This is a genomic window from Streptomyces sp. NPDC041796 (genome assembly GCF_055590785.1).
The window spans coordinates 134,107-147,227 of sequence record NZ_JBVJAH010000013.1; the positions used below are offsets into that span (position 1 = coordinate 134,107).

General features: G+C 72.3%; 11 protein-coding genes. 3 read left to right on the forward strand and 8 right to left on the reverse strand.

The window, feature by feature from the left end; genetic code table 11:
* Positions 1-230 precede the first annotated feature (230 nt).
* The 5 genes from ACZ6C1_RS25970 to ACZ6C1_RS25990 all read right to left on the reverse strand — a co-directional run bounded on the left by ACZ6C1_RS25970 (position 231) and on the right by ACZ6C1_RS25990 (position 6,243).
* Positions 231-1,451, reverse strand: a complete 1,221-nt coding sequence (locus ACZ6C1_RS25970; RefSeq protein ID WP_469243842.1) for an amidohydrolase — start codon at positions 1,449-1,451, stop codon at positions 231-233.
* Between the two features lie 216 nt (positions 1,452-1,667).
* Positions 1,668-2,717, reverse strand: coding sequence for a hypothetical protein (locus ACZ6C1_RS25975; RefSeq protein ID WP_469243693.1), 1,050 nt, complete (start codon positions 2,715-2,717; stop codon positions 1,668-1,670).
* Positions 2,714-3,601, reverse strand: coding sequence for an N-acetylneuraminate synthase family protein (locus ACZ6C1_RS25980; RefSeq protein ID WP_469243695.1), 888 nt, complete (start codon positions 3,599-3,601; stop codon positions 2,714-2,716). The genes ACZ6C1_RS25975 and ACZ6C1_RS25980 overlap by 4 nt, the downstream gene beginning before the upstream one ends.
* Before the next feature lie 9 nt (positions 3,602-3,610).
* Positions 3,611-4,813, reverse strand: coding sequence for a cytidylyltransferase domain-containing protein (locus ACZ6C1_RS25985; RefSeq protein ID WP_469243696.1), 1,203 nt, complete (start codon positions 4,811-4,813; stop codon positions 3,611-3,613).
* 161 nt (positions 4,814-4,974) lie between these two features.
* Positions 4,975-6,243 carry a DUF6716 putative glycosyltransferase gene (locus ACZ6C1_RS25990; protein WP_469243699.1) on the reverse strand — a complete coding sequence of 423 codons (1,269 nt, stop codon included), beginning with the start codon at positions 6,241-6,243 and terminating at the stop codon, positions 4,975-4,977.
* 177 nt (positions 6,244-6,420) lie between these two features.
* Between ACZ6C1_RS25990 and ACZ6C1_RS25995 the strand changes: the two genes are divergently transcribed.
* Both ACZ6C1_RS25995 and ACZ6C1_RS26000 read left to right on the forward strand, forming a co-directional pair.
* Positions 6,421-7,410: a glycosyltransferase family 2 protein gene (locus ACZ6C1_RS25995; RefSeq protein WP_469243701.1), complete on the forward strand. Its 990-nt coding sequence runs from the start codon at positions 6,421-6,423 to the stop codon at positions 7,408-7,410.
* Positions 7,407-8,708 (forward strand): polysialyltransferase family glycosyltransferase, encoded by a 1,302-nt coding sequence (locus tag ACZ6C1_RS26000; protein ID WP_469243703.1) that lies wholly within the window; start codon positions 7,407-7,409, stop codon positions 8,706-8,708. The genes ACZ6C1_RS25995 and ACZ6C1_RS26000 overlap by 4 nt, the downstream gene beginning before the upstream one ends.
* Here the strand turns inward: ACZ6C1_RS26000 and ACZ6C1_RS26005 are convergent.
* From ACZ6C1_RS26005 to ACZ6C1_RS26015, 3 genes are all read right to left on the reverse strand, one after another.
* Positions 8,683-9,519, reverse strand: a complete 837-nt coding sequence (locus ACZ6C1_RS26005; protein ID WP_469243704.1) for a MerR family transcriptional regulator — start codon at positions 9,517-9,519, stop codon at positions 8,683-8,685. The genes ACZ6C1_RS26000 and ACZ6C1_RS26005 overlap by 26 nt on opposite strands.
* Before the next feature lie 54 nt (positions 9,520-9,573).
* Complete coding sequence (leuE, locus tag ACZ6C1_RS26010; RefSeq protein ID WP_469243706.1) at positions 9,574-10,233, reverse strand: leucine efflux protein LeuE; 660 nt, start codon at positions 10,231-10,233, stop codon at positions 9,574-9,576.
* A 61-nt stretch (positions 10,234-10,294) separates the two neighbouring features.
* The gene (locus tag ACZ6C1_RS26015) at positions 10,295-11,875 is read right to left on the reverse strand and encodes an acyl-CoA mutase large subunit family protein (protein ID WP_469243707.1); all 1,581 of its coding nucleotides are present in this window, start codon (positions 11,873-11,875) and stop codon (positions 10,295-10,297) included.
* Positions 11,876-12,058: 183 nt separating this feature from the next.
* On the opposite strand from ACZ6C1_RS26015, the gene ACZ6C1_RS26020 reads away from it, so the two are divergent.
* Positions 12,059-12,904: a L,D-transpeptidase family protein gene (locus tag ACZ6C1_RS26020; protein ID WP_469243723.1), complete on the forward strand. Its 846-nt coding sequence runs from the start codon at positions 12,059-12,061 to the stop codon at positions 12,902-12,904.
* Positions 12,905-13,121 lie beyond the last annotated feature (217 nt).

The window sequence follows — 13,121 nt, forward strand, 5'->3', positions numbered from 1 at the left end:
AGGCTCCTTCAACCTGACCTAAGCGCCTCTTCTCGGCGCTGGTTTCGCGGCGATCGTAACGCGCGTAGATGTCAGGTAAAGGCCTGTTCGGTAGCCGTTACCAGATCGACGCGAACAGCGGATGGCCTTCGCGATGCCGCCACCGGGCGTAGTGGTGTCCTACCCGTTGGTGACCGGAAATGGACGCTCGGCCCACCCCGAACGGGCAGGCCGCGTCCGTCCGGTGGAGGTCAGAGCCCGCCGTCGATCAGGGCGGCGGCGGTGAACAGCTCGACACCGACCTGGATGGCCCGTTCGTCGACGTCGAAGTTGCCCCGGTGGAGGTCGAGCCGGGCCGTATCACCCGGGCGGCGGACGCCCAGCCGGGCCATCGCGCCGGGGACGTGCTCCATGTACCAGGAGAAGTCCTCGCCGCCGAGGCTCTGCTCGGTGTCCTCGATCGCGTACGTGCCGAGGCGCGCGGCCATCGCGTCGTGCAGCAGCTGTGCGACGGACGCGTCGTTGACGACCGGGGGGACACCCCGGACGTACTCGATCTGGCACTTGGCCCCGTGCAGCGTCGCCACCTCGTCGATCGCCGCGTACACCTGGTCCGGGGCGTGCCGCCAGGCCTCCAGGTCCAGGCAGCGGACCGTGCCGCCCAGCTCGGCCCGCTGGGGGATGACGTTGGGCGCGTGCCCCGCCTCGATGCGGCCCCAGGTCAGGACCAGCCCGGCACGGGTGTCGATCCGGCGGGACAGCAGCGCGGGCGCGTCGACGGCGACCCGGGCGGCGGCGGTGACCATGTCGGTCGTCAGGTGCGGGCGCGCGGTGTGGCCGCCGGGCCCGTCGAGGGTGACCTCCAGGCGGTCGCAGGCGGAGGTGATCGCCCCGGTGCGCAGCCCGATGCGGCCCGCGTCCACGCGCGGGTCGCAGTGCACGGCGATGATGCGGCCCACACCGTCCAGCACGCCGGCGTCGATGGCGGTGATCGCGCCGCCCGGCATGACCTCCTCGGCGGGCTGGAAGATCAGGCGTACGGCGCCGGGCAGCAGGCCCTCGCGGGCCAGGTCCGCCAGCACCAGACCGGCGCCGAGAACGACGGTGGTGTGCACGTCGTGGCCGCAGGCGTGGGCCCGGTCGGGCACGGTGGAGCGGTACGGGACGTCCGTCTTCGTGTCCGGGATGGGCAGCGCGTCGATGTCGGCGCGGATCGCCAGCATGGGGCGTACGCCGTCCCACGTACCGATGTCGCACGTCAGCCCCGTGCCGCCGGGCAGGACCCGGGGCGTGAGCCCCGCCGCTTCGAGGCGCGTCTTGATCGCCGCGGTGGTGCGGAACTCCTGGAAGCCCAGCTCGGGGTGCATGTGCACATCCCGGCGGAACGCGATCAACTCGGCGCGCAGGCTCTCTGGCAGCGCGCCGAGGAGGGGCGTATCGCCGGGAACGTCTGTTTCGGGGTCGCGGGACATCACCTTGTTCACCCATGAAAGGGTAGGCGCGTTTGGGCCTCAACTAACGTGTGATCTACAAAACTTCAGCCCGATAGGGGAAAGAAAGCCTGGACGGCGGGCTTGAGGGCCGGACGAAGTGGGTAAGCTCACGCGTTTTTGGGCTTGTGTTGATCTTTATCGGTCGGGTTCCGATCAGGTGTTCGCGTTCGTGATCGACTCCAGGGTGCGGGGCGTCTACGCACCCGTGAGTGACAGGCCGTGCACCGAGCGTGCCGACTCCGCCACCCCCGCGAGGAATCCCTGCGCGCGCGGCGAGGCGGTGTCGCGGAGCCACTCCGGCGCTATCCGGCACACGGTGATCGTGACACCGGTGCCTCCGAGGGCCGCCGGGAGGGTGTGCACGACCGTGGAGGGGAAGCTCAGCACCGTACGGCCGATCGGGCCGCGCCGGGCGATCAGCTCCAGCGGCAGGTCCGGCCGGACGATCTCCAGCCCCGTCTCCACCGCTATCCGGTGCAGCTTCTCCACGCCCTCGCGGCGGTGCGCGAAGTAACGCGTGGCGCCGTGGGCGGCCGCCAGCGCGGCGACGGCGCCCACGTACCGGTCGGGGTCCACCACGCCCGTCTCCACCAGCGAGGTGCCCACCAGGTCCGCGCCCCGGGTCAGACTGGGCGGGCCGAACCGGGCGCGGGTCCACGCGAAGCGGTTCGCGGTGACCGTGGTGCCCGGGGGCGCCTCGACCGGCAGGGCGGTGAAGATCTCGACCGCACGGCCCCGCCCCGGGGCGAGACGGCGGCGGGCGAGGGCGCCCACCGGCGCGAGGGCCAGCTCGCGCGGGCCCCGGACGCCGCGCCGGTGCCAGCGCACGAGCCGTTCGCCCCGGGCGAGCTGGGCGGCGAACTCCATGGTGGCCGTGCCGTCGTCGACGACCGTGAGCGCACGCGGCCCGAAGAGCGTCAGCAGGAGCTGTACGTAACGGGAGAACGGGTCGCCGATGATCACCCGCTCGGCGCGCGCCAGGGACGGCGCCAGGTCCCGCAGCGCCCGCAGCAGGGCGCCACGGCCGCCGCGGGCCTCCTGCCAGCGGACCGTGAACCCCTCGTCGCGCGCGAGCTGGGCCATACGGCGGAGCTGGCCGCGCGACATGGGGTCGGTGGGCGACAGGACGGTGACGGCGAGCTCGGGGCGGCCGGCGTGGTGGGTCCACTCCAGGACGTTCAGGAGCTGGACGGGGCTCTCGACGAAGGCCAGGTGCGACGGGGTGGTCCGGGGCGGGGACGTCATACCGTGGCCGGGACGCGGCGGAGCTTCTTCATGGGGCCCAGCTCGGACTCGTACACCCTCTTGACGCCGTCGCCGAGCGCGGTCTCGATGGTGCGGATGTCGCGTACGAGGCGGGCGAGGCCGCCCGGTTCGACCGAGGCTGCCTGGTCGGAGCCCCACATGGCGCGGTCGAGGGTGATGTGGCGCTCGACGAAGCAGGCGCCCAGGGCGACGGCGGCCAGGGTGGTCTGCAGGCCCGTCTCGTGGCCGCTGTAGCCGATGGGGATGTTGGGGTAGTCCCGCATCAGCGACTGGATCACGCGGAGGTTCAGCTCCTCGGCCCTGGCCGGGTACGTGGACGTGGCGTGGCACAGCAGGATGTTGTCGCTGCCGAGGACCTCCACGGCGTGGCGGATCTGCTTGGGGGTCGACATGCCGGTGGAGAGGATCACCGTACGGCCGGTGGCGCGCAGCGTGCGCAGCAGTTCGTCGTCGGTGAGGGACGCGGAGGCGACCTTGTGGGCGGGGAGGTCGAACTTCTCCAGGAACGCCACGGCCTCGGTGTCCCACGGGGAGGCGAACCAGTCGATGCCGCGCTGGCGGCAGTGCTCGTCGACGGCCCGGTACTCGTCCTCGCCGAATTCCACGCGGTGGCGGTAGTCGATGTACGTCATCCGGCCCCAGGGCGTGTCGCGCTCGATGTCCCACTGGTCGCGGGGGGTGCAGATCTCGGGCGTGCGCTTCTGGAACTTCACGGCGTCGCAGCCCGCGTCGGCGGCGGCGTCGATGAGGGCGATCGCCTTGTCGAGGTCACCGTTGTGGTTGATGCCGATCTCGCCGGTGACGTAGACGGGCTCGCCGGGGCCGGCGGTCTTGCGGCCGAGGCTGCGCAGACGGGAGTTCATGGTGCGTCCTTACGTTGCGGGGGTGTGCAGGGTGGGGCCGAGGAGCCAGGTCGCGATCTCGCGGACCGCCCCCGCGCCGCCGGGGGTCGCGGTGACGGCGCGGGCGGCGGCGCGTACGGAGGCGTGGGCGTCGGCGACGGCCACGGGCCAGCCGACGAGCCCGAGGCAGGGCAGGTCGTTGACGTCGTTCCCGGCGTAGAGCACGCGCCCGGGGTCGACGGCGTGGTCGTCGCACCACTGCTTGAGCGCCAGGTCCTTGCGGTCGACGCCGTGCAGGACGGGGACGGCCAGTTTGCGGGCGCGGGCGGCGACGACGGGGTTCTTCTCGGTGGACAGGATCAGCAGCCGGACACCGGCGCGGCGGAGCGCGGCGACGCCGAGTCCGTCGCCGCGGTGCACGGCGACGAGTTCGCGCCCGTCGGAGTCGACGAGCACCCGGTCGTCGGTCTGGGTCCCGTCGAAGTCGAGGACGACGGCGTCGACGTCGTCGAGCGTCGGGGTGGCCGGCGCGTCCAGCAGCGGCGCGAGCGCCCGGGCGCGGGCCAGGTCGTGCGGGTCGTCGATCTCCAGGACGCGGGCGGGGTCGGTGACGACGAGCGCGGTGCGGCCGAAGAAGCGGTGCCCGTGCTCCCGGAACCCGCGCGCCTCCATGCCGTACGCGGCGCCCGTCTCCAGGTACTCGGGCTCGCGCTCCTGGCGGTGGGGGCGATGGGCCTTGTCGTGGTTGACCCCGAGGGCGTCGTGCGCGTCCCGCCAGAGGAAGCCGTGGGACGGGGCGACCGTCAGGGCCGTGTCGGCGCCGTCCTCCAGGACCTGGCCGGCGACACCGTCGACGTCCGACGCGGTCAGGAACGGGCTGGTGCACTGGACGAGCAGGACGACGTCCGCGGGGCGGGCGTGCAGGGCCTCGAAGGCGTCCATCGCGTGCAGCACCGCCGCCTCGCTGGTCGCCGTGTCGCCGGAGAGGCCCGCCGGGCGGTGGACCGCCTCGGCGCCGGCCGCGCGGGCGGTGTCCGCGATCGCGGGGTCGTCGGTCGAGACGACGACGTCCGTCACCCGCCGGGCGCCCAGGCAGGCGCGTACCGCCCGGGCGACCAGGGGTACGCCGCCGACGGGCGCGAGGTTCTTGCCGGGCACGCCCTTGGAGCCGCCCCGGGCGGGTATGACGGCGAGGACGGTGGGGCGGGTGGGACCGTCACGGTGGCCGGTCACGGCTGGGGACGGCTGTGCTCGGGGTGTCACGGCTGGGGACGTCACGGCTCGGGGTGTCACGGCCGGGGACGGCACGGCTCGGGGTGTCACGGCTGGGGACGGCACGGCTGGGGGCGTCGCGGCTGGGGACGGCTGTGCTTCGGACGTCACGGCTCGGGATGTCACAGCTCCCCCAGGCGGCGAATCACCGGGGCCACGCGCTGCACCCCGTGGCGGTAGACGCCGCGTGCCGCGTCGCGCAGCATGCGGCGCACCGGGCCGGCGGCGGGCGGCTCGGTGGCGTCCAGGCGGTGGCGGGCGAGGATCCCGGGCAGGTAGCCGGGGGCGGTCGCCGGCGTGTAGTAGGGCGCGACGGGCGGCAGCGGGGGCCCGGCGAGCAGGTCGAGCACGCGGGCGCGGGCGGCGTCGAAGGCCCCCTCGTACGAGCCGTCGGCCGCCACGCCCTGGTCCGCCAGCCACGCGGCGTCCGGCCGGGGGCGGTGGCCGCCGTCCAGCCGGTCCCAGGACGTGAGCAGACCCGAGCCGATGAAGTGGTGGTTGCCGAGCGCCTCGCGTACGCCCAGGTCGGTCAGGACCGCCGTCGGGATGCCCCGGTGCAGGGCCTCCAGGGCCGCCGTGGAGGAGACGGTGACCAGCAGGTCGGTCCGGTCGAGGACCTCGCCCATGTGGCCGTGGACCAGCCGGAGGTTGGGCGGGAGCGGGCCCTTGGCGAGCTTCTGGTACGGGTGCTCCTCCACGTGCGTGGTGTGCTCGCCCGGCTTGGAGCGGAGCTTGAGCAGCACCTCGCGGTGCGGGTGGAGCCGGGCGTGCTCGACCAGCCGGCACAGCAGGTGGGCCCGTTCGTCCCGGGACGCCGGCACGGACGGCTGGGCGGCGAAGACGACCGTGTCCCGGTCCGGGACCGGCGCGTACCGCCCCCCGCCGAGGAACGGCAGCGCCGCCTCCACCACCGCCGACGCGTCGGCGCCGACGCCCTCGTACACCGCGCGGAACCGCCGGGCGTCGGCCCGGGAGTTGGCGAGCACGACGTCCGCGCCGTGCCTCAGCAGCAGCCCGTCGGCGAGCTTCTCGTACACGACGCCGACATAGCCGGTGACGACCACCGGGCGGCGTGGCAGCACCACCCCGGCCAGGCCGTGCAGCATCGCCTGCACCGTGCCGCCGACGAGCGCGAGGACGACCACGTCGTACGCCTCTTCCCGCACCGCCGCGAGGAACTCCGCCCCGGTCACCTCCCGGGGGGCGCCCACGTCCGCGCCGACCTCGGCGAGCTGGCGCGGGGTCGGCGTGGCACGGCCGCGCAGGACGAAGCCGGTCACCCGGTGACCGGGCGGGCTGATGCGGCGCGCCGTGAGGGCGCCCCATTTCCATCGGGTGTCGGAGTCCGCGAGTACCGCGACCCGCACCGCTTCACGATTGCGTGAGGGCACGCCGAGGACGTTAGAAAGACGCACGGCCGCTCGGCCCAACTCGGCCGCAACAAACGGTGAACAGGGGCCGGCGGCAATCCGGCGGCGACCCGGTTAATAAGCGCGCCCCTCAGTGTTCACCGCGCATCTCTTTCCCGGTCGGGTCGAATGACGGCGGCTGCGCCTAGCGTCTCGCGAGTGGTCAAGCTCTCCGTCGTCGTGCCGTTCCACAACGTGCAGACATACGCCCCTGACGCCCTCATGAGCCTGCGCGCCAACGCCCGGGAGGACTTCGAATTCCTGCTCGTCGACGACTGTTCGACGGACGGGACGCCGGAGCTCCTCGCGCGCGCGGCGCGCGACATCCCGGGGGCGGTGCTGCTCCGCCACGAACGCAACGGCGGGCTGGCGACCGCCCGCAACACCGGTATCGACGCGGCCCGTGGCGAGTACCTGGCGTTCCTCGACGGCGACGACTGGCTGGCACCCGGCCACTTCGCCCGGGTCCTCGCCGCGATCGAGGGACTGGGCTGCGACTTCGTCCGTACGGACCATGTGCGGTGCACCGCCAAGTCCCGTACCGTGCACCGCGTTCCGGTGGGCCGGCGCGGGGTGGTGCTGAGGCCGCGCGACGCCATACTGCCGGCCGAGAGGTCCACGTCGGTGGACTACCCGTACGCGTGGGCCGGGATGTACCACCGGCGCCTGGTCGACCGGGGGCTGCTGCATTTCACGGACGGTCTGCGCACCGCCGAGGACCGGCCGTGGATATGGCGGCTGCACCGCGAGGCGGATTCCTTCGCGGCGATCGGGACGCTCGGGGTCTTCTACCGGCGCGGTGTCTCCACGTCCCTCACACAAATCGGCGACATTCGCCGGCTTCATTTCATCCGCGCTTTCGACCAGGTGTTGTCGGAAACGGCGGAGGACGTGGATGCGGAAAGGCTGCTGCCGAAAGCGGTACGCACCTATTGCGCGATCATCGCGCACCATCTGGGCTCGGTGGAACGGTTCGAGGCGCCGGTCGCCCGGAAATTGCGCACGCTCAGCGCCGCGGCCCTGAAACGGATGCCGCAGGACATCCTCGACGACGCCCTCGACACGATGGACGCCGAGCGGGCGTCCCGGCTGCGCAGGCTGCGCCGCCGCCCCGTACCGGGCTCCGCCGCCCTGGAGGCCACCGCATGACCACGCAGATCTTCCTCGCCTCCACCCTCTACGGCGCCGTCACCCTCGCCGCCGCCCTGGACAGCGGCTGCTTCCCGCCCGCCGACCGCAGGCTGCTGGTGGTCACCAACAACGCGGCGGTCCCCGAGACGGCCGTCCCCCTGGACCGGATGCCCGGTTTCGAGCGGCTGCGGGACCGTTTCGACTCCGTACTGTCGTGGAACGACGCCGTCGCGCCGTTCCACCCGGGCGGCTGGTCGCCCCGGCCGGACGACGTGCCGTTGTGGGAGCGGTACCTGCGGCTGCTGTGGCGGCTGGGCGACGAGGAACCGGTCGAGCTGGTCGCCGAGTCCCTCCATGTCGCGCCCGCGCTCAGCGTCGCGCAGCTTTTCCCGGACGCGGCCATCGACGTGTACGCGGACGGGCTGATGAGCTACGGCCCGACGCGCGACAAGCTGGACCCGCTGGTCGGCGAGCGGGTGCGGCGGCTGCTGCACCTGGACCTGGTGCCGGGGCTGCGCCCGCTGCTGCTGGCGGAGTTCGGGGCGGCGGCGGAGGTGGTGCCGACGGAGGCGTTCACGAAGGTGGTGGACGAGCTGGCGGACGCCGAGGCCGTCGACGAACCCGAGGGCTCCGCCCTGCTCCTGGGCCAGTACCTGTCCGCCCTCGGCATCCTCTCCCCCGCCGAGGAGGAGGCCCTGCACGTACGGATGGTGCGCGGCGCGGTGGCGCGCGGGCACCGGCGGCTGGTGTTCAAGCCGCACCCGATGGCGCCCGCGTCCTGGTCCCGTGCGCTGGAGCGGGAGGCGGAGGAACTGGGCGCCGAACTGACCGTGCCGGTCCGGCCGGTTCTCGCGGAGGTGCTGTTCCGGCGGCTGCGGCCCGCGCTGGTGGTGGCCTGCTTCTCGACCGGGCTGTTCACGGCGGCCCGCTTCTACGGCGTCCCGGTCGCCCGCCTGGGCACCGGCCCGTTGCTGGACCGGCTGTCGCCGTACCAGAACAGCAACCGGGTGCCGGTGACGCTCGCCGACGCCCTGGTGCCGGACCTGGAGAGCGGCGAGACCCACGGCGTGGACGACCTCACCGGTCTCCTGCACGCCGTGGGCTTCGCGATGCAGCCGCAGGTCCGCCCGGACCTCCGCCCGGCGGCCGAACGGTACCTGTCCGCCCACCTGGACGCCCGGACGCGCCGCTACTTCAAGCGCCGCCGCCTCACCGTGCTCGGCCTGCCGGGCGGCGTGCCGGTGCCGCGCCACGCCCTGGTCCGGCGGGCCGCCCGGCAGGTGCGGCGGCTCACCCGGCGGGTGTTGCGCGGCTGACGGGCTCCTGGAGCTCGGTGACCCACTGCGCGCGGTCCTCCGGGACCTCCAGGTACAGCTCGCGCGTGTATCCGGTGGAGCGGTAGCCGTTGGTGTCGATCCAGGAGGCCAGGTTCTGGGCGGTCACCAGGAGGTCGTCCTCCAGCGGCCCCCGGTGGACGACGGTCGCCGCCTGCTCGATGCCGGGCAGCACGACGATCTCCACGTCCGGCACGGTGACGCCGTCCGGCACGGTCATCCCCGCGTGGACGACGATCGTCCCGTCACCGGCCGGCGCGTCCTCGTAGTAGGCGATCCCGGGGCCGAAGTCCTTGAGCCCGGCGGCCTCCAGCCGTGCGCACAGCTCGTCGTACAGCGGATCGATGACGGGGCCGACGTCGGCCGGCTCGAAGCTCGCGGCGACGCCCGTCAGCACGGCCAGCCGCGCGGCCGGAACGCTCTTCAGCACGACGTCCTGTGTGGACATGTGTCCCTCGCTCTCGATGGCTCGGAGCCTCGCGCCGACCTGCGCCAGCCGCGCGGCGGCCTGGCCCATCGCCGTTTCCAGCTCGGCCTGCCGCAGCCGCAGCATCCCGCGCAGTTCCTCGGGCCCGACCTGTTCGTCGAGGATCGACCGCACCTGGTCGAGCGTGAAGCCGAGGTCCTTGAGCGCGATGACGCGGTTGAGCCGGGCAAGCTGACCGGCTTCGTAGGAGCGGTAGCCGCTGTACGGGTCGACATGGGCGGGGCGCAGCAGTCCGATCGCGTCGTAGTGGCGCAGCATCCGGACCGACACCCGGCCGTGGCGGGCGAAGTCTCCGATGGTGAACATGACGCCTCCTACGACACGGCCTCACACGGTGTCAGGGTCAAGCCCGTCCGGCGCTCAGGCGGCGCTGCTGAGCGAGAGCTTCACCGCGAAGCCGAGGAACAGCGCGCCGGCCGCCGAGGTGGCGGTGGCGGACAGCCGCTTGCGGCGTCGGAACGCGGCGGCCAGGTGCGTGCCGGTGAATATCAGCAGGGTGAGGTAGAGGACGCTCGCCGCCTGCGCGAGCGTGCCGAGCACCACGAAGGACAGTGCGGGGTACTGGTACGCCGGGTCGACGAACTGCACGAAGAAGGCGATGAAGAACAGGATCGCCTTGGGGTTCAGCAGGCTGATGACGAAGGCCCGCCGGAACGGCCGCTCCGAGGCCGGTGCCGGGCCGGCCTCGCCCAGCTCCTCGGCCACCCGCTCCCGCCGGGTCCGCCACATCGACCAGGCCGCCCGCAGCATTCCGACGGCGAGCCACGTCAGGTACCCGGCGCCGGCGAATTTCACGATCCCGAACAGCAGCGCGTTCGCCTGGAGCAGGGAGGCGACACCGGCCGCCGACAGCGTCATCAGGACCGTGTCGCCGCACCACACGCCGGAGGCGGCGACGTACCCGGTCCGTATGCCGCGCCGGGCGGCGACGGACAGCACGTACAGCGAATTCGGCCCCGGCAGCAGAATGATCAGGACGAGGCCCGCGAGATAGGTCGGCAGATCGGTGACACCCAGCATGAGGCGGAGTGTCGCACGTGGGTACGACACTCCGCCTCGGTGTTTCGTCACACGGGACGCGTCAGAACGCGTCCGTCGGGACGTACGTGCCCCACACCTCACGCAGCGCGTTGCAGACCTCGCCGACCGTGGCGCGGGCCTTGAGGGCGTCCTTCATCGGGTAGAGGACGTTGTCGGTGCCCTCGGCGGCCTTCTTCAGCTCCGCGAGCGCCGCGTCGACCGCCGCCTGGTCGCGCTCGGCGCGCAGCTTGGCGAGGCGCTCGGCCTGCTGGGCCTCGATCGCCGGGTCCACCCGCAGCGGCTCGTAGGGCTCCTCCTCGTCGAGGGTGTAGCGGTTGACGCCGACGACGACCCGCTCGCCGGAGTCGGTCTCCTGGGCGATGCGGTAGGCGGAGCGCTCGATCTCGTTCTTCTGGAAGCCGCGCTCGATGGCGTTGACGGCGCCGCCGAGGTCCTCCACCTTCGTCATCAGTTCGAGGGCGGCGGCCTCCACCTCGTCGGTCATCTTCTCGATGACGTAGGACCCGGCGAACGGGTCGACGGTGGCGGTGACGTCCGTCTCGTACGCGAGGACCTGCTGCGTACGCAGGGCCAGGCGGGCGCTCTTGTCGGTCGGGAGCGCGATGGCCTCGTCGAACGAGTTGGTGTGCAGCGACTGCGTACCGCCGAGGACGGCCGCGAGGCCCTGCACGGCGACGCGCACCAGGTTCACCTCGGGCTGCTGCGCGGTGAGCTGCACACCCGCCGTCTGGGTGTGGAAGCGCAGCATCATCGACTTGGGGTTCTTCGCGCCGAACTCGTCCCGCATCACCCGCGCCCAGATCCGGCGGGCTGCGCGGAACTTCGCGACCTCCTCGAGGATCGTGGTGCGGGCGACGAAGAAGAACGACAGGCGGGGCGCGAAGTCGTCGACGTCCATGCCCGCGGCGACGGCCGTACGGACGTACTCGATGCCGTCCGCGAGGGTGAAGGCGATCTCCTGCGCGGGCGAGGCGCCGGCCTCCGCCATGTGGTAGCCGGAGATCGAGATGGTGTTCCACTTCGGGATCTCGGCCTTGCAGTACTTGAAGATGTCCGCGATCAGCCGCAGCGACGGCTTCGGCGGGAAGATGTACGTGCCGCGGGCGATGTACTCCTTGAGCACGTCGTTCTGGATGGTGCCGGTGAGCTTGTCCGCCGGGACGCCCTGCTCCTCGCCCACGAGTTGGTACAGGAGCAGGAGGAGGGCGGCGGGGGCGTTGATCGTCATCGAGGTGGAGACCTTGTCCAGCGGGATCCCGCCGAACAGCACACGCATGTCGTCGATCGAGTCGATCGCCACGCCCACCTTGCCGACCTCGCCGTGCGCGATCGGCGCGTCGCTGTCGTGCCCCATCTGGGTCGGCAGGTCGAACGCGACCGACAGGCCCATGGTGCCGTTGGCGATCAGCTGCTTGTAGCGGGCGTTGGACTCCACGGCGGTGCCGAAACCGGCGTACTGCCGCATGGTCCACGGCCGCCCGGTGTACATGGTCGGGTAGACACCGCGCGTGAAGGGGTACGAGCCCGGTTCGCCCAGTTTCTCGTCGGGGTCCCACCCGTTCAGGGCGTCCGGCCCGTACACCGGCTCGATGGGCAGTCCCGACTCCGACTCGCGCGCCATGTGCTGTGCCTTCCGATTCGACCTACTCGCTGGTACCGACCCTCGCGACGGACTGTAGCGGCGGGCGTGCGACGGGTGGAGGGCCGCACGCTGGGACCTTCCTCACAGCATGCTCCGCGCCGCGCAACCAAGCACCCCTGGGAAGCATCCATTAGGTACAGGTCATCAACTCGGGGGGCTCACATGCATCGCACATCCGTCATACGCAGATCCGTCCTGGCCGCCGCGGCCGTCGCCCTGGCCGCCACCGGCTGCACCGCCCAGGCCGTGGGGGCGGCCGGGGAGCCGTCCTCGCCGTCGGAGGGCTCGCCCACGGCGTCCTCCTCGCCGTCGTCGGGCGCCTCGGCCGCCGGTGGCGCCGAGCCGACGTCCTCCGCACCGGCCTCGCCGGCCGCCGACAAGGTGCTGATGGCGGAGGGTACGGAGAACGAGCAGGTCCGCGAGCTCCAGGCGCGGCTTCGCCAGCTCGGCCACTTCCACCGCAGCCCCACCGCCTTCTACGGCTCGATGACCGGCAAGGCGGTCTCGGCGTTCCAGAAGAAGCAGGGGCTGTCCGCCACCGGCGAGGTCGACGGCACGACGTGGGCCGAGCTGACGTCGGCCTCGCGCAAGCCGAGCGCCGAGGAGCTGCGGCCGCCGACCACCAACGAACTCGACAAGCCGGACGCGCGCTGTATGACCGGCCGGGTGCTGTGCATCAGCAAGGAGAGCCGGACCCTCGCCTGGATGATCGACGGCAAGGTCGTGTCGGCGATGGACGTGCGGTTCGGCTCGGAGAACACCCCGACCCGCGAAGGCATCTTCAAGGTCGACCGCAAGGAACGGGAGTGGGAGTCGACGCTCTACCACACGTCGATGCCGTACTCGATGTTCTTCAGCGGCGGCCAGGCCGTGCACTACTCGTCGGACTTCAAGGCCCGCGGTTACAACGGCGGCTCGCACGGCTGCGTGAACGTGCGGGACATGGACCGGCTCGCCACGGTCTTCGGCCAGGTGAAGGTCGGCGACAAGGTCGTCGTCCACTGGTAGGCGAAGGAGTGGGAGGAGAGGGCGCGGGCGGGACCGGGGGAACGTGTCCCGCCCGCGCCATGTGCGCTGAGCCGTAGGTACGGGGGGAACCCCGGCTCTTGCGCTGCCGATGACCAGTCGGCTCACTCATTACTGCGCCGCGGGGTGGAAAAACGTCACACCCTCGCGGAAGAAATTTCAGAACCGCAGGTCAGAGCGGGTGCGCAGGGGCTGAGCG

What these genes read in the sequence shown, in the direction of transcription:
- ACZ6C1_RS26015 (WP_469243707.1), bottom strand. Translation starts at nt 11,875, where the DNA reads ATGGCGCGCGAGTCGGAGTCGGGACTGCCCATCGAGCCGGTGTACGGG.
- ACZ6C1_RS25975 (WP_469243693.1), bottom strand. Translation starts at nt 2,717, where the DNA reads ATGACGTCCCCGCCCCGGACCACCCCGTCGCACCTGGCCTTCGTCGAG.
- ACZ6C1_RS26020 (WP_469243723.1), top strand. Translation starts at nt 12,059, where the DNA reads ATGCATCGCACATCCGTCATACGCAGATCCGTCCTGGCCGCCGCGGCC.
- ACZ6C1_RS26005 (WP_469243704.1), bottom strand. Translation starts at nt 9,519, where the DNA reads ATGTTCACCATCGGAGACTTCGCCCGCCACGGCCGGGTGTCGGTCCGG.
- leuE (WP_469243706.1), bottom strand. Translation starts at nt 10,233, where the DNA reads ATGCTGGGTGTCACCGATCTGCCGACCTATCTCGCGGGCCTCGTCCTG.
- ACZ6C1_RS25980 (WP_469243695.1), bottom strand. Translation starts at nt 3,601, where the DNA reads ATGAACTCCCGTCTGCGCAGCCTCGGCCGCAAGACCGCCGGCCCCGGC.
- ACZ6C1_RS25970 (WP_469243842.1), bottom strand. Translation starts at nt 1,451, where the DNA reads ATGTCCCGCGACCCCGAAACAGACGTTCCCGGCGATACGCCCCTCCTC.
- ACZ6C1_RS26000 (WP_469243703.1), top strand. Translation starts at nt 7,407, where the DNA reads ATGACCACGCAGATCTTCCTCGCCTCCACCCTCTACGGCGCCGTCACC.